This is a genomic window from Klebsiella sp. TF21-TM, assembly GCF_019753495.1.
In the GTDB taxonomy this organism is placed as follows: Bacteria; Pseudomonadota; Gammaproteobacteria; order Enterobacterales; family Enterobacteriaceae; genus Klebsiella; species Klebsiella quasipneumoniae.
In genome coordinates this window covers 77,572-102,596 of the sequence record NZ_JAIJYL010000015.1, presented here as the reverse complement: position 1 = coordinate 102,596, position 25,025 = coordinate 77,572, and the positions used below count along the sequence as shown (strand labels likewise).

General features: G+C 58.1%; 20 protein-coding genes, 2 pseudogenes and 1 riboswitch. Of the genes and pseudogenes, 17 read left to right on the top strand and 5 right to left on the bottom strand.

What is annotated here, in order from left to right; translation table 11 throughout:
* The first annotated feature begins 22 nt into the window (after window positions 1-22).
* Window positions 23-937, top strand: a complete 915-nt coding sequence (locus K5R89_RS15800) for a LysR family transcriptional regulator (protein WP_044524193.1) — start codon at window positions 23-25, stop codon at window positions 935-937.
* Here the strand turns inward: K5R89_RS15800 and K5R89_RS15795 are convergent.
* Both K5R89_RS15795 and K5R89_RS15790 read right to left on the bottom strand, forming a co-directional pair.
* Complete coding sequence (locus tag K5R89_RS15795) at window positions 934-1,356, bottom strand: universal stress protein (protein WP_023290412.1); 423 nt, start codon at window positions 1,354-1,356, stop codon at window positions 934-936. The two genes, K5R89_RS15800 and K5R89_RS15795, sit on opposite strands and share 4 nt — an antisense overlap.
* Before the next feature lie 139 nt (window positions 1,357-1,495).
* A complete protein-coding gene (locus K5R89_RS15790) occupies window positions 1,496-3,472 on the bottom strand; it encodes an alkyl/aryl-sulfatase (RefSeq protein ID WP_217259321.1) in 1,977 nt (658 codons plus the stop codon).
* 201 nt (window positions 3,473-3,673) lie between these two features.
* Here K5R89_RS15790 and K5R89_RS15785 point away from each other — a divergent pair, with 201 nt between their 5' ends.
* The gene (locus tag K5R89_RS15785; protein WP_044524189.1) at window positions 3,674-4,309 is read left to right on the top strand and encodes a helix-turn-helix domain-containing protein; all 636 of its coding nucleotides are present in this window, start codon (window positions 3,674-3,676) and stop codon (window positions 4,307-4,309) included.
* Between the two features lie 65 nt (window positions 4,310-4,374).
* On the opposite strand, the gene K5R89_RS15780 is transcribed toward K5R89_RS15785, so the two are convergent.
* On the bottom strand, window positions 4,375-6,351 hold the full coding sequence (locus K5R89_RS15780) for an alkyl/aryl-sulfatase (protein ID WP_023290409.1): 1,977 nt from the start codon (window positions 6,349-6,351) through the stop codon (window positions 4,375-4,377).
* A gap of 238 nt (window positions 6,352-6,589) precedes the next feature.
* A riboswitch (TPP riboswitch) is annotated at window positions 6,590-6,687 on the top strand.
* A gap of 34 nt (window positions 6,688-6,721) precedes the next feature.
* On the opposite strand from K5R89_RS15780, the gene thiM reads away from it, so the two are divergent.
* From thiM to fbaB, 3 genes are all read left to right on the top strand, one after another.
* Entirely contained in the window at window positions 6,722-7,495 is a 774-nt protein-coding gene (gene thiM / locus K5R89_RS15775) for a hydroxyethylthiazole kinase (RefSeq protein ID WP_217259316.1), read from the top strand.
* Window positions 7,492-8,292: a bifunctional hydroxymethylpyrimidine kinase/phosphomethylpyrimidine kinase gene (gene thiD, locus K5R89_RS15770; protein WP_009307429.1), complete on the top strand. Its 801-nt coding sequence runs from the start codon at window positions 7,492-7,494 to the stop codon at window positions 8,290-8,292. Before thiM ends, thiD begins: the two co-directional genes overlap by 4 nt.
* Before the next feature lie 147 nt (window positions 8,293-8,439).
* Complete coding sequence (gene fbaB, locus K5R89_RS15765; protein WP_004201578.1) at window positions 8,440-9,492, top strand: class I fructose-bisphosphate aldolase; 1,053 nt, start codon at window positions 8,440-8,442, stop codon at window positions 9,490-9,492.
* Between the two features lie 81 nt (window positions 9,493-9,573).
* On the opposite strand, the gene K5R89_RS15760 is transcribed toward fbaB, so the two are convergent.
* Complete coding sequence (locus tag K5R89_RS15760) at window positions 9,574-10,515, bottom strand: sugar-binding transcriptional regulator (RefSeq protein WP_044524179.1); 942 nt, start codon at window positions 10,513-10,515, stop codon at window positions 9,574-9,576.
* A 206-nt stretch (window positions 10,516-10,721) separates the two neighbouring features.
* Here K5R89_RS15760 and dalD point away from each other — a divergent pair, with 206 nt between their 5' ends.
* The 12 genes and pseudogenes from dalD to K5R89_RS15700 all read left to right on the top strand — a co-directional run bounded on the left by dalD (window position 10,722) and on the right by K5R89_RS15700 (window position 23,943).
* Window positions 10,722-12,089, top strand: coding sequence for a D-arabinitol 4-dehydrogenase (gene dalD, locus K5R89_RS15755; protein ID WP_072422118.1), 1,368 nt, complete (start codon window positions 10,722-10,724; stop codon window positions 12,087-12,089).
* 9 nt (window positions 12,090-12,098) lie between these two features.
* Window positions 12,099-13,516, top strand: a pseudogene (gene xylB, locus K5R89_RS15750) (xylulokinase).
* Between the two features lie 69 nt (window positions 13,517-13,585).
* Window positions 13,586-14,863, top strand: coding sequence for a D-arabinitol transporter (gene dalT / locus K5R89_RS15745; RefSeq protein ID WP_048336184.1), 1,278 nt, complete (start codon window positions 13,586-13,588; stop codon window positions 14,861-14,863).
* A 48-nt stretch (window positions 14,864-14,911) separates the two neighbouring features.
* A complete protein-coding gene (locus tag K5R89_RS15740; RefSeq protein ID WP_217259315.1) occupies window positions 14,912-15,574 on the top strand; it encodes an HAD family phosphatase in 663 nt (220 codons plus the stop codon).
* 234 nt (window positions 15,575-15,808) lie between these two features.
* Window positions 15,809-16,963, top strand: coding sequence for a mandelate racemase family protein (locus K5R89_RS15735; RefSeq protein WP_032728516.1), 1,155 nt, complete (start codon window positions 15,809-15,811; stop codon window positions 16,961-16,963).
* 119 nt (window positions 16,964-17,082) lie between these two features.
* Window positions 17,083-18,705, top strand: coding sequence for an ABC transporter substrate-binding protein (locus tag K5R89_RS15730; RefSeq protein WP_087849491.1), 1,623 nt, complete (start codon window positions 17,083-17,085; stop codon window positions 18,703-18,705).
* Window positions 18,702-19,739: an ABC transporter permease gene (locus tag K5R89_RS15725; RefSeq protein ID WP_049592941.1), complete on the top strand. Its 1,038-nt coding sequence runs from the start codon at window positions 18,702-18,704 to the stop codon at window positions 19,737-19,739. Before K5R89_RS15730 ends, K5R89_RS15725 begins: the two co-directional genes overlap by 4 nt.
* A complete protein-coding gene (locus tag K5R89_RS15720; RefSeq protein ID WP_004103766.1) occupies window positions 19,736-20,641 on the top strand; it encodes an ABC transporter permease in 906 nt (301 codons plus the stop codon). Before K5R89_RS15725 ends, K5R89_RS15720 begins: the two co-directional genes overlap by 4 nt.
* The gene (locus tag K5R89_RS15715; protein WP_217259320.1) at window positions 20,613-21,476 is read left to right on the top strand and encodes an ABC transporter ATP-binding protein; all 864 of its coding nucleotides are present in this window, start codon (window positions 20,613-20,615) and stop codon (window positions 21,474-21,476) included. Before K5R89_RS15720 ends, K5R89_RS15715 begins: the two co-directional genes overlap by 29 nt.
* Before the next feature lie 10 nt (window positions 21,477-21,486).
* Window positions 21,487-22,260 (top strand): ABC transporter ATP-binding protein, encoded by a 774-nt coding sequence (locus tag K5R89_RS15710; RefSeq protein WP_023321305.1) that lies wholly within the window; start codon window positions 21,487-21,489, stop codon window positions 22,258-22,260.
* Between the two features lie 418 nt (window positions 22,261-22,678).
* Window positions 22,679-23,486, top strand: a pseudogene (locus tag K5R89_RS27790) (transcriptional regulator).
* Window positions 23,473-23,943: a hypothetical protein gene (locus K5R89_RS15700; RefSeq protein ID WP_165457861.1), complete on the top strand. Its 471-nt coding sequence runs from the start codon at window positions 23,473-23,475 to the stop codon at window positions 23,941-23,943. The pseudogene K5R89_RS27790 and the gene K5R89_RS15700 overlap by 14 nt, the downstream one beginning before the upstream one ends.
* On the opposite strand, the gene yegS is transcribed toward K5R89_RS15700, so the two are convergent.
* Window positions 23,944-24,840 (bottom strand): lipid kinase YegS, encoded by an 897-nt coding sequence (yegS, locus tag K5R89_RS15695; RefSeq protein WP_072413722.1) that lies wholly within the window; start codon window positions 24,838-24,840, stop codon window positions 23,944-23,946.
* Window positions 24,841-25,025: the final 185 nt, after the last annotated feature.

Genomic DNA, 25,025 nt, shown 5'->3' with positions numbered 1-25,025 from the left:
CAGGACCACCGTAGCGAACCCGATGATGAACGAACCCTGGCAGCGGCTGCCCGCGCTCTCTCTTAAACAGCTTCAGTATTTCGTCACCCTGGCCCAGCTGCGCCATTTTACCGATACCGCCAGTCGGCTGGCGATTAGCCAGCCGGCGCTGAGCAGCGCTCTGCGGCAGATTGAAACGGTGCTCGGCGGCAAGCTGGTCAACCGCACCGCTTCGGCGGTCACCCTGACTGAACTGGGGGCGGCGATTTTACCCCACGCCCAGCGGATCCTCAGCGTGGCGCAGGCGGCCTTTTTCGATATGCAGCAGATCGTCGAGGCGGGCGGCGACGGGACGGTGCGCATCGGCCTGGTGCCGTCGGTCAGTTCGCTGCTGTTTCCGCTGCTGCCGCAGACCCTGGCCCAGGCCTTTCCCCGCCTGCGTATTGAATTTCACGATCAGACTAACGATGCGCTCATCCAGGCGCTGTTGCGCGGCGAGATTGATTTCGGCATCGGGGCGATCGACAGCTCACTGCCCGCAGAACTGCTGGTCTATCCGCTGCGCGACGATCCCTTCGTGGCGGTGCTGCACCGCGACGATCCGCTGGCCGCGCAGGCGCATCTGCCGTGGAAACAGCTGGTGGGGCGGGACATTGCCGTCTTCTCGAAGGGCAATATTCAGCGGCTGGTAGCGGCATTAGTGGAGAGCCATCGCCTGACGCTGACCACCCGCTACCAGGTGGACTATATCGAAACCCTGTATGGCCTGGTGCGCTCGCGCTTAGCCGTGGCGATACTGCCGGAGCTGTACACCACCCATCTGCAGGACCCGGCGCTCAAGGTCGCCCAGCTGCAGCAGCCGGCGTTGACCCGCACGGTGGCCCTGATGCGCGGGCCGCAGGCGCTGCCGCCGCTTATCGAAGACTGTTTTTCCCTGCTGCAGGCCGCCTTGCGCTAGGGCAGGTGCTTGATCAGCACGTCTATGGTTAAGTGGTTGATGTACTCCAGCGAGTGTGAGGAGAGGACGCCCAGCAGCCGGTTATGGTGTCCGGCAATAATTAAATCGATCTGCCGCTGTCGAACGCAGGTTTCGACATCTTCAAAGCGGCGGGTGGTCACCAGCGAGAGGGTATCCACCGGCAGGGAGACGGTGCAGGCCAGCTCGTTGAGCAGGGCTTTGGCCTGGATCACCTCCTGCGAGACCTGATCGTCGCGCAGGCTGTCGGAAACATAGTTCAGCGCCCGGTAGTCGGTGCTGATGTGGGCGATAGTGATGCGCATGCCGTTCTCTTCCGCCATTCTGGCGGCATGCTCGAGCAGCGGGACGCCGTCCTGACTGCTGTTAATCAGTACCAGCGCATGGTGATAAAGCGCCATAAATACCTCCGCGCAAAAAGTTGTCCTCAGCGTATTTTGAGCCGCGGGCGGGGGGATGGCAAACCCTCGGCGCGTTTGCCTGAAGATAAAATTCCCCCGCGGCCTGGCAGGCGGCGGGGGAGCGTGGGGCGCGTTGCGCTTACGGGGTGACGATGTTGAACCAGAAGGCAAAGGTGTCCATATAGCTCAGCATTTCGTCGAGCTTAGCGCCATTGCCGCTAATGTTAACCTCGCCGTTGGCCTGAGCCTGCTTCAGCGTCTCCTGTTTCAGGATGATCTTATTCAGGGTGTCGCGGCTGAGCGAGATGCTGGCGTCTGCGTTGTCGGCTACCGCATTGGCGGTATGGTTAAGCACGCCGTTTTCCAGCTCCAGTTTGTACTTGCCGCCGTCTTTACCGAGGTCGATGTTAAAGACCGCTTTAGCCGCCCCGGCTTTTTCGCCGTTGATATGCACCCCGAGGTAATCGAAGAACATTTCCGGCGTCATCGCCCGCACGGTATCCGGGCTGGCGGTGTTCGGCGTCGGCAGTTTCTGCACGCCGTTACGCAGCTCCTGAGCGCCGGTGAGGTAGAAGTTGCGCCAGGTCCCGGCTTCCGCCTGATACCCGAGCTGCTCCAGGGCGTCGGCTTCCAGATGACGCGCCTGCTGATTGTTCGGATCGGCGAAGACGATTTTGCTGGTCACCTGCGCCACCCAGCGGTAGTTCCCCTGCTGGTAGTCGGCTTTGGCTTTCTGCATGATGGCATCGGCGCCGCCCATATATTCCACGAACTTCTTCGCCGCCTGCTCTGGCGGCAGCTCGTCGAGGGTGGCCGGGTTGCCGTCGAACCAGCCGAGGTAGAAGACGTAGGTCGCTTTCACATCGTGGCTGACGGAACCGTAGTAGCCGCGGCTGGACCACTGTTTCTCAAGGGACTCCGGCAGCTTGAAGTTGGCGGCGATCTCATCGCGGGTCATGCCCAAATTCGCCATCCGCAGAGTCTGGTCGTTGATATAGCGATACATATCGCGCTGACCTTTCATCAGCTTAACGATATTGTCGTTGCCCCAGGTCGGCCAGTGGTGCTGCGCGATAATCACTTCCGCATCGTTGCCCCAGCGGTCGATGGCGGCGTTGATGTATTTCGACCACGCCAGCGGATCGCGGATTTTGGCGCCGCGCAGCGAGTAGGTGTTGTGCAGGGTATGGGTGACATCCTCTGCCGCCTCGATCATTTTCTTCTCTTTGACATACCACAGCATCTCAGACGGCGCTTCCGAGCCCGGCGCCATCATAAAGTCATAGGTCAGGCCGTCGATCACTTCCTGCTGACCGGTATGGGTAATGTAGTTGGTCGGCGGGATCAGCGTGACGGTACCCGCCGAGGTGGTGGTGCCGAGACCGGCGCCAACCTGACCTTTGGCGTCCGGCTTCAGCAGGTTGCCATACATATAGCTGGCGCGGCGGCTCATTGCGGTACCGGCCATGATATTTTCGGAAACCGCTTCTTCCATAAAGCCGTCCGGGGCGTAAATCTTCACTTTTCCGGCTTTGACATCGGCTTCATCCACCACCCCGCGGATACCGCCGTAGTGGTCCACATGGCTGTGGGTAAACAGCACCGCCACCACCGGTTTTTTCGGCCGGTGGGCAAAATAGAGCGCCAGAGCCTCTTTGGCCGGTTCGGCGCTTAGCAGCGGGTCGATGATGGTGATCCCGGTTTTGCCTTCAATAATGGTCATATTGGAAAGATCGAGATTACGGATCTGGTAAACGCCGTCGGTGACTTTGAACAGACCGCCGATATTAAGCAGCTGCGACTGTCGCCACAGGCTGGGATTGACGGTGTCCGGCGCCTTTTCGCCCTCTTTGACGAAATTATATTTGGCCGGATCCCAGATAATATTTCCCTGGTCACCTTTGAGCATCGCCGGCGGCAGGGGCGCGATAAATCCCTGATGGGCGTTGTTAAAGTCGGTTTTATCCGCAAACGGCAGTTTACGGTATAGCGCCTGGTTCGCCTCCCGCGTGGCCGGTGTGGCATCCTGTTGTTGCGCGGCGGCAAAGGCGGTTACCGACAAAGACGATAACATTCCGGCCAGCGCCAGATTTTTGGCTATCTGATTTAAATTCATCACTACCTCTCAGGTAATTTATTATGCGGAAATAAAAAATATCTCCCGCTTAAAAAGTGAATGGCTTGTCGTTTATTCTAAAGACTAATATTCCGCTGAATAGTCCCATATGGGACTGGCGCGGCGCCGCTAAAGGATCTCCTCGTCTTTAGCAGGCGAGGGCTGCTATACTGTCGCTAACGGCGCAGGCGAGGGCAGAGAATGAATTTCCAGGAAATACATAGTTATTATAAGACGTTAGCCATAGCCGACTTTTTTGCCGATATCCTCGTGGAAGGTGAAGAGGTTATTCTCGCCGCCAATAAAAAATGGTGCCCGCAACCGGGGTATATTTATTTTTGTACCGAGGGTTCGCTATCCATATTAATGCCGGATGATGGGTTGAATATCGGTAATACTATTGAGCATATGCCGATTGGCCTGATGGAACGGTATTGCCCGCTGGCGAAATTTGAATATACCGGAAGCGCAACCGTGACGCTGCGTAAAATTTCCTACGCCACTTTTGATCGCCTTTTTATTGCAACCCACCCGCAGCGCATTGAGGCGCTGGCGAAGGTGTTGGTGTTCATGAGTATCTTTACCATCGACCTGCACAATGAACGTCGCCAGGTCACCAGCTACCAGACGATTCGTCCGATGCTGTATCGCTATTTGTATCGGCAGCATACGCATGAGGGTGAAAATGAGGGGCTGGCGTTATTTATCATCCGGCGTACCAATCTTTCGCGCACTCATGTGTTTCGCGTGCTGGCGGACTTAAAGGCGGGGGGATATATCACGATGAAACGTGGCAAACTGATCTCTATCGATCGACCGCTGCCTGCGGAGTACTGACCGGGCAGGAGAGGGTAACAAGGCGGGAGCACCGCCTTGTTACCAGGATAGCCGTCAGCGAATCATTACGGCGTCACGATGTTAAACCAGAAGTCAAACGGGTCCATATAGCCTAACATCTCATCGAGTTTAGCCCCGTTACCGCTGATTTTAACTTCCCCCTTATCTTCCGCCTGCTTCAGGGTCTCTTCTTTGAGAATGATTTTATTCAGGGTGGCGCGATCCAGCGTCAGGGTGGCATCCGCCTCTTTGGCTTGCGCATTCGCGGTGTGGTTCAGCACGCCGTTTTCCAGTTCCAGTTTATATTTACCGCCGTCATTGCCCAGATCGATATTGAAGACCGACTTCGCATTGCCCGCTTTTTCGCCATTGATATGGACCGCCAGATAATCAAAGAACATTTCCGGGGTCATGGCGCGGACGGTGTCCGGGCTGGCGGTGTTCGGGGTCGGACCTTTCACCACGCCATTGCGCAGTTCCTGGGCGCCGGTAAGGTAGAAATTACGCCACGGGCCGGACTCCGCCTGATAGCCTAATTGCTCCAGGGCATCGGCTTCCAGATGACGCGCCTGCTGGTTGTTAGGGTCGGCGAAGACGACTTTGCTCACCACCTGAGCAACCCAGCGGTAGTTACCCTGGTCGTAATCCTCTTTCGCTTTCTTCAGGATGGCATCCGCGCCGCCCATGTACTCGACGAACTTCTTCGCCGCTTCTTCCGGCGGCAGTTCGTCAAGGGTGGCCGGGTTGCCGTCGAACCAGCCGAGATACAGCACGTAGGTGGCCTTCACATCGTGGCTGACCGAGCCGTAGTAGCCGCGGTTAGCCCAGGTATTGGCGAGGCCGTCCGGCAGCTTAAAGTTAGCGGCGATTTCATCGCGGGTCAGGCCTTCGTTAGCCATCCGCAGGGTCTGGTCGTTGATGTAACGATACAGGTCACGCTGACTCTTCAGCAGGTTAACCACGTTCTCGTTGCCCCAGGTCGGCCAGTGGTGCTGGGCCATAATGATCTCAGCCTTATCGCCCCAGCGAACGATCGCCTGGTTGATATATTTCGACCACGGCAGCGGTTCACGGATCTTCGCCCCGCGCAGCGAGTAGGTGTTATGCAGAGTGTGGGTGACATCCTCTGCGGATTCGATCAATTTCTTCTCTTCGATATACCACAGCATTTCTGACGGCGCTTCGGAGCCTGGCGCCAGCATGAAGTCATAGGTCAGGCCGTCGATCACCTCTTTCTGGCCATCCTTATCAATGATGTTGGTTGGCGCAATCAGGGTGACGGTGCCTGCCGAGGTGGTCGTCCCCAGGCCCGCGCCCACCTGGCCTTTAGCGTCCGGCTTCAGCAGGTTGCCGTACATATAGCTGGCGCGGCGGCTCATGACGTTCCCGGCCATGATATTTTCCGCCACCGCCGCTTCCATAAAGCCGGACGGCGCGTAGATTTTTACTTTACCCGCTTTGACGTCGGCTTCATCAACCACGCCGCGCACGCCACCGTAATGGTCAACGTGGCTGTGGGTGTAGATCACCGCGACGACCGGTTTTTTACCCCGGTTTTTATAGTAGAGATCCATGCCAACTTTGGCGGTTTCAGCAGAGACCAGCGGGTCTACGACGGTGATCCCCTCTTTGCCCTCAATGATTGTCATATTGGAGAGATCGAGGTTGCGGATCTGGTAGACCCCGTCGGTGACTTCAAACAGGCCGCTGATGTTGATCAGCTGCGACTGGCGCCACAGGCTCGGGTTTACGGTTTCTGGCGCTTTTTCCCCTTCTTTAATGAAGGCGTACTGGCCCGGATCCCAGATGACATTGCCCTGTTCGCCTTTGATGACCTCTGGCGGCAGGGCGGCAATAAAGCCTTTATGCGCATTGGTGAAATCGGTGTTATCGGAGAAGGGGAGTTGGTTGTAGAGGGCATCGTTCGCTTTTTTGGTCGCTTCGGTTGCCTCTTTGGCTGACGTATCTGCCCAGGCGGCGAAAGCGAGACTACTCAACATGCCCGCTAACGCTAACCCTTTCACTATCGGGGTTAATTTCATTGGAATCCTCATTTATTGCATGGTTCGTTCGGTTTTACCGATTTAACGCAGGTGACTGTTTGTTACAGATTTTTTAAATATAACCACACATTTACATTCATCCAGTTTTGCTTGCAAAAAACATATTTTTAATCAGAAATTACGCCTTTTGTATTAGCTGGCGGACGGGGAAAAAAGCCGGTCAGCTTGTGTTACACCGCCACATTTCATATCCTGCTTCAGGAAAATGTTGTACCGCTTTTATGACTCGGGGTGCCCTTCTTCGTTGAAGGCTGAGAAATACCCGTACCACCTGATCTGGATAATGCCAGCGTAGGGAAGTCAGAGACCGCAGGGTCATTGCTTCTACCTCGTCTGGCGGGAGCAAACCATGCCTGAGCTGTTGAATCCCGCGCCTGTCGCGCACCTGCGCCATCTGCTGCGCGCCCATCCCCCCCTTGTGCACTGCATGACCAATGACGTGGTGCAGACCTTTACCGCCAATGTCCTGCTGGCCGTCGGCGCCTCGCCGGCGATGGTGATCGATCCCCGCGAAGCGGCGCAGTTCGCCGCCATCGCCGATGCGCTGTTAATCAACGTCGGCACCCTGACCGAAGATCGCGCAGTGGCCATGCGTGCTGCAGTGGAGCAGGCCCGCCAGGCCGGCAAGCCCTGGACGCTGGATCCGGTGGCGGTCGGCGCCCTGACCGTGCGCACGGCCTTTTGTCACGCGCTGCTGGCCTTCCAGCCGGCGGCCATTCGCGGGAATGCCTCCGAAATTCTGGCGCTGGCCGGGATGAGCGCCGGCGGGCGCGGGGTGGATACCACCGATACGGCCGCCGCGGCGCTGCCGGCGGCCCAGGCGCTGGCTCGTCAGTTGACCACCGTCGTGGCGGTCACCGGTGAGGTGGATTACGTCACCGACGGCGAGCGGGTGCTCAGCGTGGCGGGCGGCAGTGCGCTGATGACCCGGGTGGTGGGCACCGGCTGCGCGCTGTCGGCGGTGGTGGCGGCGAGCGCGGCGCTGCCGGGAGACCGGCTGGAAAACGTGGCCGCCGCCTGCGGGCTCATGAAGCAGGCCGGGGAAATCGCTGCCCGTCACGGGGGGCCCGGGAGCTTTGTTCCGGCGTTTCTCGACGCGCTGTATCAGGAGGTGCGCGCATGAAACGCATCAATGCTCTGACCATCGCCGGCACCGATCCCAGCGGCGGGGCCGGTATCCAGGCCGATCTGAAAACCTTCTCCGCGCTGGGGGCCTACGGCTGCTCGGCGATCACCGCCCTGGTGGCGCAGAACACCCGCGGCGTGCAGTCGGTCTATCGTATTGAACCGGACTTTGTGGCGGCGCAGCTCGATTCGGTGTTCAGCGATGTGCGCATCGATACCACCAAAATCGGCATGCTGGCGGAAACCGATATTGTGGAAGCCGTGGCCGAGCGGCTGGCGCGCTACCGGGTGGCCAACGTGGTGCTGGATACCGTCATGCTGGCGAAAAGCGGCGATCCGCTGCTGTCGGCCTCGGCGGTGGAGACCCTGCGTCAACGATTGTTGCCGCAGGTGTCGCTGATCACCCCGAACCTGCCGGAAGCGGCCGCCCTGCTTGATGCACCCCATGCGCGCAACGAGCGCGAAATGCTGGAGCAGGGGCGGGCGCTGCTGGCGCTGGGCTGCGGCGCGGTATTGATGAAGGGCGGCCATCTCGACGATGCCGAGAGCCCGGACTGGCTCTTCACCCGCGAAGGGGAACAGCGATTTACCGCGCCGCGAGTACAGACCAAAAACACGCACGGCACCGGCTGCACGCTCTCGGCGGCGCTGGCGGCGCTGCGTCCGCGTCACGCCGACTGGGCGGCCACCGTTACCGAGGCCAAGGCCTGGCTGTCGGCGGCCCTGGCGCAGGCCGACTCCCTGGAGGTGGGCCACGGCATCGGGCCGGTACACCATTTCCACGCCTGGTGGTAAATGGCAGCGTAACGGGACAGCAGAATCTCCTGAAAAAATGCCCTCCCGGCTGGAAAATAGGCTAAGTCGGTACCAGGCTTAACCTGCCCAAAATAATTGGGTTGGGATAATGCATGCCGGCTCCGGCCGGCCTTACGGGAGATTGCTATGACTGATATTACGCAGTTGCTGGGCAAAGATGCCGAGAGCCTTTTGCAGCACCGTTGTATAACCATTCCGGCCGACCAGCTGTATCTGCCTGGCGCAGATTATGTTGATCGGGTGATGGTGGATAACAACCGGCCGCCGGCGGTGCTACGCAATATGCAAACCCTGTACAACACCGGACGACTGGGGGGGACCGGCTACCTGTCCATTCTGCCGGTCGACCAGGGCGTGGAGCACTCGGCAGGGGCCTCCTTCGCCGCCAACCCGCTGTACTTTGATCCGAAAAATATCGTCGAGCTGGCGATCGAAGCCGGCTGTAACTGCGTGGCATCGACCTACGGCGTGCTGGCCTCGGTGTCGCGCCGTTACGCGCATCGTATTCCTTTCCTGGTGAAGCTCAACCATAACGAAACGCTGAGCTACCCCACCGAGTACGACCAGACCCTCTACGCCAGCGTTGAGCAGGCGTTCAATATGGGGGCGGTGGCCGTGGGCGCGACGATCTATTTCGGCTCGGAACAATCGCGTCGTCAGATAGAAGAGATCTCCGCGGCCTTTGAGCGGGCCCATGAGCTGGGCCTGGTCACCGTGCTGTGGGCCTATCTGCGCAATTCGGCATTCAAGAAAGACGGTGTCGACTACCATGTTTCCGCTGACCTGACCGGTCAGGCCAACCACCTGGCGGCCACCATCGGCGCCGATATCGTCAAGCAAAAGATGGCGGAGAATAACGGCGGCTACAAAGCGGTTAACTTCGGCTATACCGATGACCGGGTGTACAGCAAACTGACCAGCGATAACCCCATCGATCTGGTGCGCTACCAGCTGGCCAACTGCTACATGGGCCGCGCCGGGTTGATTAACTCCGGCGGCGCGGCGGGCGGGGAGACCGACCTTGCCGACGCGGTGCGCACGGCGGTGATCAATAAACGCGCCGGCGGCATGGGGCTGATCCTTGGCCGCAAAGCGTTTAAGAAATCGATGGCCGACGGCGTGAAGCTGATCAATGCCGTGCAGGATGTCTATCTCGACGGGAAAGTGACTATCGCCTGATAAGCACCAGTATCGTTGGGTTCCCCGGTGGCGCGACGCGCACCGGGGTTACCGTTTTGTATGTGTCCTCAGTCCGCGCCGTTAGCGCGTCAGCAGCCAGCGCGCGGTATGTTCATCGGTCACCAGACCGTTGATCCAGCCGCCTTTAAGGGCGGCCAGGATCGCCGGTCGTTTGTATTCTCCACAGGCCGCGGCAATCCGCGGGCAGTGGTTCTGGCGGATATCATAGCTGGTGATCATGCGGTTGATCTCGCTGTCTACCACCTCGCCTTCTGCATCGATAAACCGCCCGAGGATCTCCCCGATGCCGCCGCGGGCGGTCACCTCATCCATCTGCGCCTGATTGATAAAGCCGTCTTTAAAGATGGGACTTTGCGTGCCCAGCGGACCAATGCCGACAAAAATGACGTCCGCCTCCCGGGCGACGCCAGAGACGCTGCGGAATAAGCGATTGGTGCACCACATCTCATACTCATCCGCGGTCTGGGCGTAGCGCGGCGCAGGCCACTGATAGTACTTGGCCTTAATTTTGCGGGTGAGCAGCAGGGGCACGTCATCGTAATAGTTGCACTGCCCGTCGGCGTCCATGGCGCTGATCAGCGCCACGCAGCGGGTATTCAGGCTGTCGAAATCGATGCGCTGCAGCGCTTTTTTCAGGGTCAGGCCCGAGCCCAGGCCGATGATTTTCTCTTTATCATCCTGCAGATAGCGAGCCATCAGCTGATAGCAGCCAAACGACACGCTGTCGAGGGTACTCTCTTCGCTAAAGGCGGGGACCACATTGCACTCGATAAGCCGGTACTTTTCCTGCAACAACTGCGCATAATCGAGGCAGTTCGCCACCGGATGGTGCAGATTAATCGACACAATCCCTTCTTCTTTCGCGGCGGCGATCAGCCGTTGCACCACCGGTCTGGAGGTGCCCAACTGGCTGGCGATCTCGCTCTGATTCTGGCCGGCGATGTAGTACATCCATGCGGCACGCACCTTCTGATCCAACCGGATATCGTCTTCTTTACTCATGGTTTCCCGCCCTAAGTTGCTGGCCAGGGCACGCAATTGGCCCGGCGAATATCCGCATTCTCGCCGTGGTTGCCATAACTGGCAAGCTTTTGCTCTTTACTGGTCATTTGTAATTTAATTGGGTAATTGCTCTTTTGTGATCCGTGGCTCTTATTTTGGTCAAATGATCAATTACAGTGGCGCCATCCACTCAAGGAGAGCAGAACATGAACAATCAATTCACATGGCTTCATATCGGTCTGGGTTCTTTTCATCGCGCGCATCAGGCGTGGTATCTGCATCGTCTGATCGCTTCCGGCGATAAGCGCTGGCGCATCGCGGCGGGCAATATTCGCAACGACGCCGAGCAGGTGGTGCAGGCGCTGGCGGCGCAGGGCGGACGTTACGTCCTGGAGACCGTCAGCCCGGAAGGGGCGCGTGAATATGAAGAGATCACCTCAATTCAGAAACTGCTGCCGTGGCAGGCCGGGCTGCAGCCGCTGATTAACGAAGGGGCCAACCCGCAAACCAAAGTTATCGCCTTTACCGTGACGGAAGGGGGGTACTACCTGAATACCCGCCATCAGCTGGAAACCAGCAACCCCGACCTGCAGGCTGACCTGAAAGGCGAATGCAAAACTATTTACGGCACCCTCGCGCGAATTCTGGAAAAGCGCATGGCGGACAACGCCGGGCCGCTGACCCTGCTCAACTGCGACAACGTGCGTCATAACGGCGAGCGCTTCCACGACGGGATGGTGGAGTTCCTGCAACTCACCGGCAAACAGGCGGTGATTGACTGGATGGCGGCCAATACCACCTGTCCGAACACCATGGTGGACCGCATCACCCCGCGTCCGGCGGCCGATCTGCCGGCCCGTATCAAAGCGCAAACCGGCATTGACGATAAGGCGCCGGTCATGGGCGAGACCTTTATCCAGTGGGTGGTGGAGAACAACTTCCGCGATGCCCGCCCGAACCTGGAAGCGGTCGGCGTGGAGATGGTCGAGTCGGTTATCCCGTATGAAGAGGCGAAAATCCGCATCCTGAACGCGTCGCACAGCTGCATTGCGTGGGCGGGGACCTTAATCGGCCAGCAGTATATTCACGAAAGCACACTCACCGATGTTATCTACGCCATTGCCGACCGCTACGTCACGGAAGATGTGATCCCATGCCTGGGCGATAACGGTATTGATTTGCCGACCTACCGCGATGTGGTGCTCAAGCGCTTTACCAACCCGCATATCCAGGACACCAACCAGCGCGTCGCCGCCGACGGTTTCTCGAAAATTCCGGCGATGATCGCCCCAACCCTGCAGGAGTGCTATCAGCGCGGCGTCCGCCCGCAAGCCACCGCCATGCTGCCGGCGCTGTTCTTCGTCTTTATGGAGCAGTGGCATAAGGGAACCCTGCCGTATCAGTACCAGGACGGCATCCTGGATGAGCAGGCGGTGCATGAGATGTATGAGGCTCAGGATCCGCTGGCTGTCTTCGCCCGCGATAAAGCCCTGTTTGGTGACCTGGCCGACAACGCGGATTTCCTGGCGCTGATGCGCGAGAAAGTCGCCGCCGTTTACACGCTGATTAAATAAGAGGTGGCTATGTATCTGGGTATCGATCTTGGCACATCGGAAGTCAAAGCGCTGGTCATTGATGAGAACAATCAGGTTATCGCCAGCCATAGCGCGCCGCTGAGCATTCAGCGGCCTCATCCGCACTGGTCAGAACAATCACCGGAGTTATGGTGGGAGGCGACGGAGTATCTGATGGCCACGCTGCGGGAAAAATGCGCCCAGCACTGGCCGGCCGTCAAGGCGATTGGCCTCTCCGGACAGATGCACGGCGCGGTGTTGCTGGATGAAAAGGGGGAGACGATCCGTCCGGCCATTCTGTGGAACGACACCCGCTGCGCCGCAGAGTGCGCGGAGCTGGAGGAGATGGCGCCGGAGCTGCATCAGGTGGCGGGCAACCTGGCGATGCCCGGCTTTACCGCGCCGAAGCTGCTGTGGGTGCGTCGTCACGAGCCGCAAAACTTTCAGCGCACCGCCACGGTGCTGCTGCCGAAGGATTATCTGCGCTACCGGATGACCGGGAAGAAAGTCTCCGATATGTCGGACGCCGCCGGGACGCTGTGGCTGGACGTGGCGAAGCGCGACTGGTCCGATGCGCTGCTGGACAAGTGCGGTCTGTCGCGCAGCCAGATGCCGACGCTGGTGGAAGGCTGCGAGGTTTCCGCCACCCTTGATCCGAAAGTGGCCGAACGCTGGGGGCTGAACGCCTCGGTGGTGGTGGCCGGGGGCGGCGGCGATAACGCGGTCAGCGCCATTGGCGTCGGCGCGGTCTCGCCGGGGGACGCGTTTATTTCGCTCGGCACCTCAGGGGTGCTGTTTGTGGTGACCGACGCCTATCGTCCGGCGCCGCAGTCGGCGGTCCATGCGTTTTGTCACGTTCTGCCGAACCTGTGGCATCAGATGAGCGTGATGCTCAGCGCCGCCAGCTGTTTGCAGTGGTTCTGCCGCCTGACCGGCACCACGGAGGTGGCGCTGCTGGCGGAGATTGCCGAGCTAAGCGAAGAGGAGAAGGCCAACGCGCCGTTCTTCCTGCCCTATCTCTCCGGGGAACGTACCCCGCATAACGATCCTGACGCTCGCGGCATGTTCTGGGGCATGACCCACTCCAGCCTGCGCGCCCAGCTCGGCTACGCGGTGCTGGAAGGGGTGAGCTTTGGCATCAACGACGGCCTGCAGGTATTGAAAGAGAGCGGGACGCCGATCGCGCAATGCTCGCTGGTGGGCGGGGGCGCCCGCAGTCCGTTCTGGGCCCAGCTGCTGGCCGATATTCTCGCTATGCCGGTGGTGACCCACAAAGGCGGAGAGACCGGCGGCGCGCCGCGGTATGTGAAAAACCGGAAGTCTGGCAGACCTGGCGTGCGGATCCCGTTCGCCACCACACCCTGATGCAACGCTACGCGCAGTTTAAGGCCCTGTATTTAAACGATCTGCACTATCGGCAGCATTAATTTTTATCACCATAACCGCTCCGGTGAACTAACCGGAGCGGCCTCCTGTACCCTGAAAACGAGGTCATTATGTCTATCAATAATAAACAGTGGCTCGGTTTACCCCTGAACCTGCTCTGGGGATACATCGCCATTGCCGTATTTATGACCGGCGACGGTTTTGAATTAGCCTTTCTCTCGCACTATATCAAAGCGCTCGGATTCTCCCCGGCGGAGGCCTCCTTTGCCTTTACCCTCTATGGCCTGGCCGCCGCGCTGTCGGCATGGATCTCCGGCGTGGTGGCGGAAATTATTACGCCGCTGAAAACCATGATGATTGGCTTCGTGCTGTGGTGCGTATTCCACGTGCTGTTCCTCGTTTTCGGCCTCGGTCACGCCAACTATGCGCTGATCCTGGTTTTCTACGGCATTCGCGGCTTCGCGTATCCGCTATTCCTCTACTCGTTTATCGTGGCGATTGTCCATAACGTCAAAAGCGACAACGCCAGCTCGGCCATCGGCTGGTTCTGGGCGGTCTATTCCATCGGCATCGGCGTCTTCGGCAGCTATATTCCGAGTTTCACCATTCCGCACATTGGCGAAATGGGCACCCTGTGGCTGGCGCTGGCCTTCTGCGTTACCGGGGGCGTGATTGCGCTGGCTTCCCTGCGCCATATTAAAACGCCGCAGCATATGCAGAATCTGACCACCCGCGAGAAGTTCGCCGAGCTGGGCCGCGCCGCGACGCTGCTCTATACCAACCGCAATATTCTGCTGTCGAGCATGGTGCGAATTATCAATACGCTCTCGCTGTTCGGCTTTGCGGTGATTATGCCGATGATGTTCGTCGATGAGCTGGGCTTCACCACCTCAGAATGGCTCCAGGTGTGGGCGGTCTTCTTCTTCACCACCATTTTCTCTAACGTGCTGTGGGGCATTCTGGGCGAAAAACTGGGCTGGATGAAGGTGGTGCGCTGGTTCGGCTGCATCGGGATGGCGCTCTCCAGCCTGGCGTTTTACTACATCCCTCAGCACTTCGGCCACAGCTTTGCGATGGCGCTGATCCCGGCCATCGCCCTGGGGATCTTTGTCGCCGCCTTCGTGCCGCTGGCCGCCGTGTTCCCGGCGCTGGAGCCGAAGCACAAAGGCGCGGCGATTTCGGTGTATAACCTGTCGGCGGGGATGTCGAACTTTCTCGCCCCGGCGATCGCCGTGGTGCTGCTGCCGTTCTTCAGCACCATTGGGGTCGTTATCGCCTATACCGCATTGTACGTGGTGGCCTTTTTCCTCTGTGCGTTTATCCGCGTCGAGCAGCCGGGATTTTCCCACAAGGAAGCGCCGGCCAGCGAGCAGGTGGAGTTCTCTTAAGGTGATGCGGCTGGCGTGCCAGGCATGCCAGCCTTAATGAGGTGAATGATGAGTATTCAGGCAGTGATTTTTGACATGGATGGCGTGATTATTGATTCCGAAAGCCTGTGGCGGCAGGCGCAAATCGACGCCCTCGCGCAGTGGGGGGCAACGGCGAGCGTGGCTGAGTGTGAAACCCTGACCAAAGGCAAGCGCCTCGATGAGATCGCCGGCACCTGGTGCCGCTATTTTCAGCTTAACCTTGCCCCGTCGCTGCTGGAAGACGCCATATTGCAGCGCATCACCGGCCTGATCGCCGCCGAAGGCGAGCCGATGCGCGGGGTGCATGAGGCGTTACGCTATTTTCGCCATGCCGGCTATAACATTGCCCTCGCCACCTCCTCGTCCCGGCAGGTTATCGCCGCCGTGCTGAACAAGCTCTCGCTCTGGCACTATTTTGATGTGATTTGCAGCGCGGACGATGAAGCGCAGGGCAAGCCGCATCCGGCGGTGTATCTGACGACGTTGGATAAGCTTAATCTCGACGCCAGCCGGTGCCTGGTGATCGAAGACAGCTTAAACGGCTTTAGCGCGGCCCGGGCGGCGGGGATTGCCACGATAGTGATTGCCGAAGATAGCCAGCACGCGCGTTTTCAGGCCGCCGTGGGCCGCTACCGGGCGCTGCCTGAACTGCTGGAAGCGCTTACCGCCGAGCCAGAGGCGGTCGCATAACTCACGCCCTTTTTTCTCCATGCCGATCCGCCTCACATTTCACTCATCTTTTGTGAAAACAGTCACGTCTTGTTGTGCCAATGCCCAAATTTATTGCCTTGCTTAGCGGTGTTTGTCCGAGGCACTGCTACGTAATTGTGCTTAGATTAGATATTGAAACGTATTTTCAATAATGTGAAACCACTTTGCCGATTTGCTTCTATCGATCGGATTTGGCCGTGATAAGGATTGAGCATGAAAATTGAATCTGTGAATGTCACCGTTTTCCAGTATCCCACACGTCGGGTTTCCGACAGCGCCGGGCACTCCCATCCGGGGGCTGAAAGCATGGCCAAAATGGCGATGCTGACCATCACCGCTGATGATGGGGCGCAGGGTTTTTCATTTGCGCCTCCGGAAGTCGTGCGCCCGTTCGTGGTGAATACTTTTTTCCGCAAAGTGCTGGTGGGGCAGGACCCGTTTAACCGCGAGCGTATCTGGCAGGATCTTAACCACTGGCAGCGCGGTAGTGCACATCAGCTAACGGAGCGCGCGCTGTCGTTTATTGAACAGGCGCTGTGGGACCTGATAGGCCGCAGCCTTAAGATGCCGGTTTACAAGCTGCTCGGCGGCTATCGCGACACCGTCCCGGCTTACGGCAGCACGATGTGCGGCGACGATCTGCCGGGTGGTCTGTCGACTCCGGAAGAGTATGCCGCCTTTGCCGAAAAGCTGGTCGCCCGCGGCTACAAGGCCATCAAGCTGCACACCTGGATGCCGCCAATCTCTTTTGCGCCCAATCCCAAAATGGACATTAAAGCCTGCGCGGCGGTGCGCGAAGCGGTGGGGCCGGATATTGACCTGATGATTGACGGCTATCACTGGTACAGCCGCGCCGAGGCGCTGTGGATCGGCAAAGAGCTGGAAAAACTCAATTTCGCCTGGTTTGAAGAGCCGATGGAGGAGGATTCGATGTCCTCCTACGCGTGGCTGGCGGAAAACCTGTCGATCCCCATCGTCGGGCCGGAGAGCTTCGGCGGCAAGCACCACATGCGCGCCGAATGGGTGAAAGCCGGAGCCTGCGACATTCTGCGCGCCGGCGCTAACGGCGTGGGCGGTATTACCCCGACCATGAAGGTCGCGGCGCTGGCGGAATCTTTCGGCATGGATTGCGAAGTCCACGGCAACGGCGCGGCAAGCCTGGCGGTGGTCGGCGCGATCCGCAACTGCCGCTGGTACGAGCGCGGCCTGCTGCATCCGTTCCTCGACTACGATGAACCGGCGGCTTATCTCAATAGCATTGTTGACCCGATGGATGACCAGGGATTTGTGCATTTGTCACAACGTCCGGGCCTCGGCGAAGACATTAATTTTGCGTATATCGAAGCCAATACCGTTAGCCACGACTGATTCAAAAAAATATATGCCCGATGGCGCTGCGCTTATCGGGTCTGCGGCCCGGTAGGCCGGATAAGGCGAAAATGCCGCCATCCGGCAACATGTACCCTACAGTACAGGCAAACAGAGATATGAAAAAAAACTCCCTACTGGCAGCGTGCTTATTCACGCTCGCCGTGTCGATGGGAAGCGGGGCGGCGGTGGCGAAAACGCCGCCCGATCAGCTTATCATCGGCATGAATATGAATAACCTGCTCACCCTTGACCCGGCGGCGATGACCGGTAACGAAGTGGTGGGAATCGTGGTCAACCTCTACGACTCGCTGGTAGAGCTTGACCCTGAACAGCTCACCGACGTTAGGCCCGCGCTGGCGAAATCCTGGGATATCAGCCCCGACGGCAAAACCCTGACCTTTCATCTGCGCGACGACGTTAAGTTTCACTCCGGCAACCCGCTGACCGCCGCTGACGTGGTGTGGTCAATGCGGCGCATCCTGCACCTCAACCTGGCTCAGGCCTCGGTATGGAAATCCTATGGCTTCAGTAAGAAAAATATCGACAGCCAGGTCAGCGCGCCGGACCGCTTCACGGTGCAAATCGAGTTACCCAAAGATAACGATCCGCAGCTGGTGATTTACTCGCTGGCGGCGCTGGGCAACCTCGGGGTGCTGGACAGTAAAACGGTGCAAAGCCACCAGCAGGATAACGACTGGGGTAACCGCTGGCTGACCACCCATGAAGCCGGTTCCGGGCCGTTTACGCTGGAAACCTGGCAGGCAAAAGATGTGCTGCGCATGAAGCGCAATCCTGACTACTGGCGCGGCGAGGCGAAAATGAGCCGCGTGGTGCTGCGCCATTTCCAGGAGTCGCAAACCCTGCGTCTGATGATCGAAAAAGGCGACCTCGATATTGCCAACAATATGGCGGTTTCCGATATTAACGCCCTGCGCAGCGACCCGCAGCTGACCGTCGATGCGGTGCAGCGCGGCACCATGTACTACGTGGCGATGAGCATGAAAGAGGCGCACTTCGCCCAACCGAAAGTGCGCGAAGCGGTGCGCTATCTGATTGATTACCAGGGTATCAATAAAGCGCTGATGCCGGGCTACGGTGTGCTGCACCAGCGACCGATTAAGGCGGGCATGCCGTCTACGCTGCCTGACCCTGGCTATAAGCTGGACGTGGCGCGGGCGAAAAAGCTGCTGGCGGAAGCGGGTTATCCCAACGGCTTTGATACCACGCTGCGGGTCCTCTCCGATCAGCCATTTCTTAACATCGCTATCGCCGTGCAGTCGACGCTGATGCAGGCGGGGATTAACGCCAAAATCATCACCGGCACCGGTAACCAGATCTACGGCGCCATGCGCGAGCGTAAATTTGACCTGCTGGTGGGACGCGGCGGCAGCGGAATGGAGCCGCATCCGCACTCCAGCCTGCGCGCGCTGGTCTATAACCCGGATAACAGCGATGAGGCGCGTCTGACCAACTTTCAGGGCTGGCGTACCGGTTTTTACGACCCGCAGCTCAATACGATGATTGACCAGGCCCTGCTGGAACGCGATCCGCAAAAACAGGTGGCTGACTACCAGGCCATCCAGGCGCGCTACGACCAGCTGGTTCCGGCTTTAATTCCGCTTTCGCAGATGGTCGATTCCGTGGTGGTGCGCAACGAGGTACGAGAGTATCAGCCGCACCCCTCCGCCACCACTTTTCTGCGTGACGTCTATAAAGTCCGCGAAGGAGAGAAAGGATGAGTACCGCAATCCTTGCGCCCGGCTCACGCGGCCGGCGCTTATCCAAACGGCTGCTGCAGGTGGTGATTACGCTGTTCGGCCTGCTGCTGCTGACCTTTACCATTGGCCGCGTCATGCCTATCGACCCGGTGCTGGCGATCGTCGGTCCGGATGCTGACCAGAGTACCTATCAGCAGGTTTACCAGCAGCTGGGGTTTGATAAATCGCTGGCCACCCAGTTTGGCATCTATTTCGTCAACCTGCTGCACGGCGATCTGGGCAATGCGCTGCTGACCGGGAAACCGGTGGTGGACGATATTATCCGCGTCTTCCCGGCCACCATGGAGCTGGCGACGATGGCGATTCTCGTCGGCGCGGGTCTCGGAATTCCGCTGGGCGTGCTGGCGGCGGCGCGACGCAATAGCTTCTCCGATTATGTGGTACGCATTATCAGCCTGGCGGGCTACTCGACGCCGATTTTCTGGGTCGGAATGATGGGGCTGCTGGTTTTCTATGCCTGGCTCGGCTGGGTGGGCGGCGCCGGGCGGGTAGACCTCGGTCTGGACGGCATTGTGCCGCGCCGTACCGGCCTGATGACCGTTGATGCGCTGCTGGCAGGAAACGGACAGGTGTTCTGGAACGCCATTAATCATCTGATTCTTCCCGCCTCGCTGCTGGGTTTTCACTCGCTGGCTTATATCAGCCGTATGACCCGCAGCTTTATGCTGGCCCAGCTGTCGCAGGAGTTCATTATTACCGCGAGGGTGAAAGGGCTGACCGAGCGTCAGGTTATCTGGAACCATGCGTTTCGTAACATCCTCGTGCAGCTGCTGACGGTGGTGGCGCTGGCCTACGGCGCGCTGCTGGAAGGCGCGGTGCTGATTGAAACCGTCTTCTCATGGCCGGGTTTCGGCTCCTATCTTACCGGTAGCCTGCTGCTGGGCGATATGAATGCGGTGATGGGCTGCGTGCTGCTGGTGGGAGTGATCTTCGTGATGCTCAACCTGCTCTCCGACATGCTGTATCAATTCTTTGACCCGAGGACAAAATCATGACCGTTTCTCTGGATTCGCCGCTTTCGGGCGGTGCGGGCGAAGGCCGTCAGCGGCTGCAACGCGCGGCGGCGCGGGCCGTCGGGTTTATCGGCAAAATGGCGCGCAACCCGCTAACGGCCATCGGCGGAGGAATTATCTTTCTGCTGCTGGTGGTGGCGATTTTCGCGCCGCTGATTGCGCCTTATAACCCGCTGGTGCAGGACCTGAACAGCGCGCTGGTCGCGCCGAATGCGCAGCACTGGTTCGGCACCGATGAGTTTGGCCGGGATATCTTTAGTCGCCTGGTGTACGGCTCGCGCATCACGCTCTATATCGTGCTGCTGGTCTCGGTGACCGTCGGTCCGCTCGGGCTGCTGCTGGGCGTCAGCGCCGGCTATTTCGGCGGTAAAGTCGATATGGTGCTGATGCGCGTCACCGATATTTTCATCTCCTTCCCGAGTCTGGTTCTGGCGCTGGCGTTTGTCGCCGCCTTAGGGCCGGGGCTGGAGCATGTGGTTATCGCCATCACGCTTACCGCCTGGCCGCCGATAGCCCGTCTGGCGCGCGCCGAAACGCTCTCTCTGCGCCAGGCCGATTTTATCTCCGCCGTGCGTCTGCAGGGCGCTTCATCGTCCCGCGTCCTCTGGCGCCATATCGTGCCGCTGTGTCTGCCCTCGGTCATTATCCGTATCACCATGAATATGGCCGGGATCATTCTGACCGCGGCCGGTCTCGGCTTTCTCGGGCTCGGCGCGCAGCCGCCGGAGCCGGAGTGGGGAGCGATGATCTCCAGCGGGCGCACTTATATGATGGAGTGCTGGTGGGTCGTAACAATTCCGGGGCTGGCGATTCTGATCAACAGCTTAGCGTTCAACTTCTTAGGAGATGGCCTACGTGACATCCTCGATCCCCGCAGTGAATAATGCTCCGCTGCTCGACGTGCGCGATCTGTGCGTCGACTTTGTTAACGGCAGCGCGGTGACCTATGCCGTGCGCGGCGTCTCCTTCCAGCTGGGGCGCGAAAAGCTGGCGATTGTCGGCGAGTCCGGTTCGGGTAAGTCCACCGTTGGGCGCGCGCTGCTGCAGCTGCATCCGAAAAAGGCCCGCATCAGCGCCAGCCGGATGCAGTTTGCCGACCTCGATCTGCAGCATCTTAGCGAAGCGCAAATGCGCGGCGTACGCGGCAAACGTATCTCTATGATTATGCAGGACCCGAAATATTCGCTTAATCCGGTGGTCTGCGTGGGTAAGCAAATCGCCGAGGCCTGGCTTACTCATCATCCCGGGCGCAAAGATGAGGCGAAAGCCAGGGCGCTGGAGGTGCTGGAGGTGGTGCGTATTCGCCAGCCGGAGCGCGTTTATCAGCTTTATCCGCATGAAATATCCGGCGGACAGGGGCAGCGCATCATGATCGCCATGATGCTGATTACCGACCCGGAGCTGATCATTGCCGATGAGCCGACCTCCGCGCTGGATGTGTCGGTGCGCCTGCAGGTGCTGGGCCTGCTGGATGACCTGGTTCAGTCGCGCGGGCTGGGGCTGATTTTTATCAGCCACGATATCAACCTGGTGCGCAGCTTCTGCGACCGCGTACTGGTGATGTACGCCGGACGGGTAGTGGAGTCCATCGCTGCTAAAGATCTCGATAACGCCCGTCATCCCTATACTCAGGGATTGATTAACTCGCTGCCGGATATGCAGCATCGTCGCCCGATACTGCCGGTGCTGCAGCGTCAGGCCAGCTGGTTAACGGAATAAGGAGCGGATGATGATTGAAGTTCAACATCTCAACCTCGCGTTTGGCGAGGGGGAGAAGCGTAACCAGGTGCTGTATGACGTCAGTTTCCACGTTAAGCCCGGCGAGATCTACGGTCTGGTAGGCGAGTCCGGCTCCGGTAAAACGACGGTGCTCAAGTGCCTGGCGGGGCTGTTTACCCACTGGCAGGGGGCGCTGGCCATCGATGGTCAGCGCTTAGGGCATGAAATTAGCCGCAGGCGCTGCCGTCAGGTGCAAATGGTATTTCAGGACCCCTACGGATCGCTGCATCCTCGTCACACCATTGGCGATATCCTCGAAGAGCCGCTGCAGATCCATCGTATCAACGACCGCGACCGGCGGATCAATGCGCTGCTGGACAAAGTTGGCCTCAACCGTGCCTTTCGCGAGCGCTATCCGCATCAGCTCTCCGGCGGGCAGCGGCAGCGCGTGGCGATAGCCAGAGCGCTGATTCTTGAGCCTCAGGTACTGCTGCTGGATGAGCCGACGTCGGCGCTGGATGTGTCGGTGCAGGCGGAGATCCTCAATCTGCTGGCAGAATTGCAGCAGGAGGCTAAGCTCACTTACCTGATGGTTACTCACGATCTCGGGGTTATTGCCCATTTATGCCAGACCGTGGCGGTGATGCAGTACGGGAAGATCCTTGAAACCCTGACGGTCGATGCGCTGGTCAGCGGCGAGGCGCGGACGGCCTATACGCAGATGCTGGTCAACGCCAGTCGGCAATATACGCGCGAAATGGCGCGCGAGGTGGCGGCATACTAAGCTTTATGGCGCATTTGTCACGCGGGAAATGCGCCCATTTTATAGATAAAACTTTGAAACGATATGTAGTTATAGTTATAAATATCGTCTATTAATGTAAATGTGGTATTTAGATCTAAAATGAAAGTATCTGTTGTGTGAATGCATCTTTTACGAATTATAACTTGTATTTATTGTTTTTTTTGAAATAAATAGGCAATTTCAATTCGAAGTACAAAATATTCCGTTCTGTAAATTCATTTAAACCTTGCTAATAACTAGGAAAAACTGCGTATTACGCCTCCAGATCTGCTGAGTAATAGAGTAAACTCGCCTGCGAATAATCTTAAGATGTCATCAACGTCATGGCGGATTACCCTATTTATAGTAGGGTACCCCCTGCCGCTCATCCACGTGATTACTATTCTCAGAGAACAGGATGGAAAAAATATATACGATTAATGGAAGAATTGCCTTTTTTCCTCAGCGTAGCGCTCTAATACTTATTGTTGACGAGACGAAAACGGTTTCCTTAAATATGCCGGCCAGCCGCTGTTTATTACTGCTTATTCAGCATGATGGCAATACTGTTGCCCGCGAAACCTTTTTTGAGGAAGTGTGGATAAAGCATGGCGCCCAGGTAACCAGCAACGGTTTTTACCAGAATATTTCCCTGTTACGTCGGGCATTTAAGGAGCTGGGGGTAGACGAGGATATTATTATTACGGTGCCGAGGGTAGGCGTCAGGCTGGATGCAACATTAACGGTTACGGAATCTCAGCCGCGCGATGTAGAAGGCACCGACGGCGGAGGAGCCACAAGCGCCCGTTGACGAGCCTGTTCATAAGGAGGTCGCAGCTGCGAGTTTGCCCGAAAAAAAGCGGTTAAGGCCGCGACGCTCTCTTTTGTGGGGGCTTGCGGCGCTGCTGAGTTGTCTGGTTTGTGGATTTGTTGCGTGGCAAACAGAATTCGAATCTTATTTGCAAAGTTATTCGCCCATAATTGCTAAATTTTCGCAACAATGTCACTTCTTTGCCAATAATGACGTAGTTGACCATGTTCGTCATGTCAATTTTATCAAGCGCAGTAAATTTGAATGCGAAGAATATCCATGGATTTATTTGACGCTTTATCCCGGGCAAGCGCGGGTGTCGGTGATTCGCTGCCGTCAGCCATTTAGTCAATGGCGTGATAATCAATGCCTCACCAAATATCACATTAAGGAGGTAGTCAATGCGCCGGCGTGAAATTAAATGGTTAATCGCTATCGTATTTATCGGAGTATTAAGCGGTATGACGATAAAATCCTGGCAATACTGGCAGCGCAATCATTTCCAGTGCAGCGGTGAGATGCGGCTATTAAACTCAGGTTATCAGGGCGATATTTCATTACGCTTCGTATTTGATAGCACCCGTGGGCTGGTGATTGTCCGGGGAGAGATTACGCCGCCGCAGGGTGAATCGTTTACCATCAACCAGAACATCTGGTTTAGCTTTACCCGCGACGGCCAGCACTACTTCCTGCGATCGGAAGCCGTCTCTGTCAGCATCGGCGAAACCGAGCAGGAGAAGCATATTAACAACATCCTGCCCAAGTTTTTCCTGCAGCCGCAGGTGCCGTTTTACCTTAATATTCAGCGGCTCAATCAACGAACCCGGCTGCTGTATACCAGCCGGGCGCCGTCTTTGCTTTGCGAAACCTGATCAACGTAGCAGCGGGCAGTCGGGCGGCAGCCGGCAGCGCAGGGCCGCCGGTAACAGCTCCATGCGGAAAGTTTTGCCGGTCAGCGGTTCGCCGTCGAGGTTAAACGTCATCTCATGGGGGGCGGTGATCTCAAACCACGAGGAGACGCCGTCGACAATATTCGGCGAGTTTTCCGGATTCGCCAGGGTGCTGAAGAGGGCAGGGATCAGCTCTTCGCCGGTGAAAATGCGCAGATGCAGCAGGCCGTCGTTAATCAACGCCTCCGGACACAGCTGCTGGCCGCCGCCCGCCTGGCGGCCGTTGCCGATGCCGATGACCAGCGCATCGCCCTGCCAGTGAAAGTTCTCCCCGCGGATCTCGCAGCGGTCCGGCTTCAGGGTATCCATGCGCATCAGGCCGTGGATTAAATAAGAGACACCGCCGAGCGCGGCTTTGAGTTTTTCCGGCGTTTCGGTGGTGATCCGGGTGCCGAACCCGCCGGTCGCCATATTAATAAAGCCGGTCTTATCATTAACCCGGGCGATATCTATCGGCACATCGCGGCCGACGATCGCCAGCTTCAGGGCGCTGGCCAGATCCTGCGGAATACCGACGCTGGTGGCGAAGTCGTTGGCCGTGCCCAGCGGTAAAATCCCCAGCGCTATCCTGCTGCCGCGCTCCACCAGCGCCGTCGCCACTTCATTAATGGTGCCGTCGCCGCCGCCGGCGATCACCGTTTCAACGTTCAGCTGCAGGGCTTCATCGATAAACCGTACGGCATCGCCCTTTTCCCAGGTGACGCGGACGTGGATATCGATCCCTTCGTCGCGCAACAGGTTAACCGCCTCGCGTAGCTGCGGTTCATTGGCACCTTTGCCGTTAAGGATCAGTAAGCTGGCAGTAAACGTAGACATCATCAAGGGAACCTTTATTGCTCAATGTTGCATAAAGTGTACCGCATGACGCCAGCGAAGGCCGGAGGAGAGACAAAAAAATAAGCCCGCGTAAGGGAGATTACGCAGGCTAAGGAGGTGGTTCCTGGTACAACTAGCATTTATGGGTTATGTTTTTCAGCGAAATGGATGATACCTGTTTCGATCGA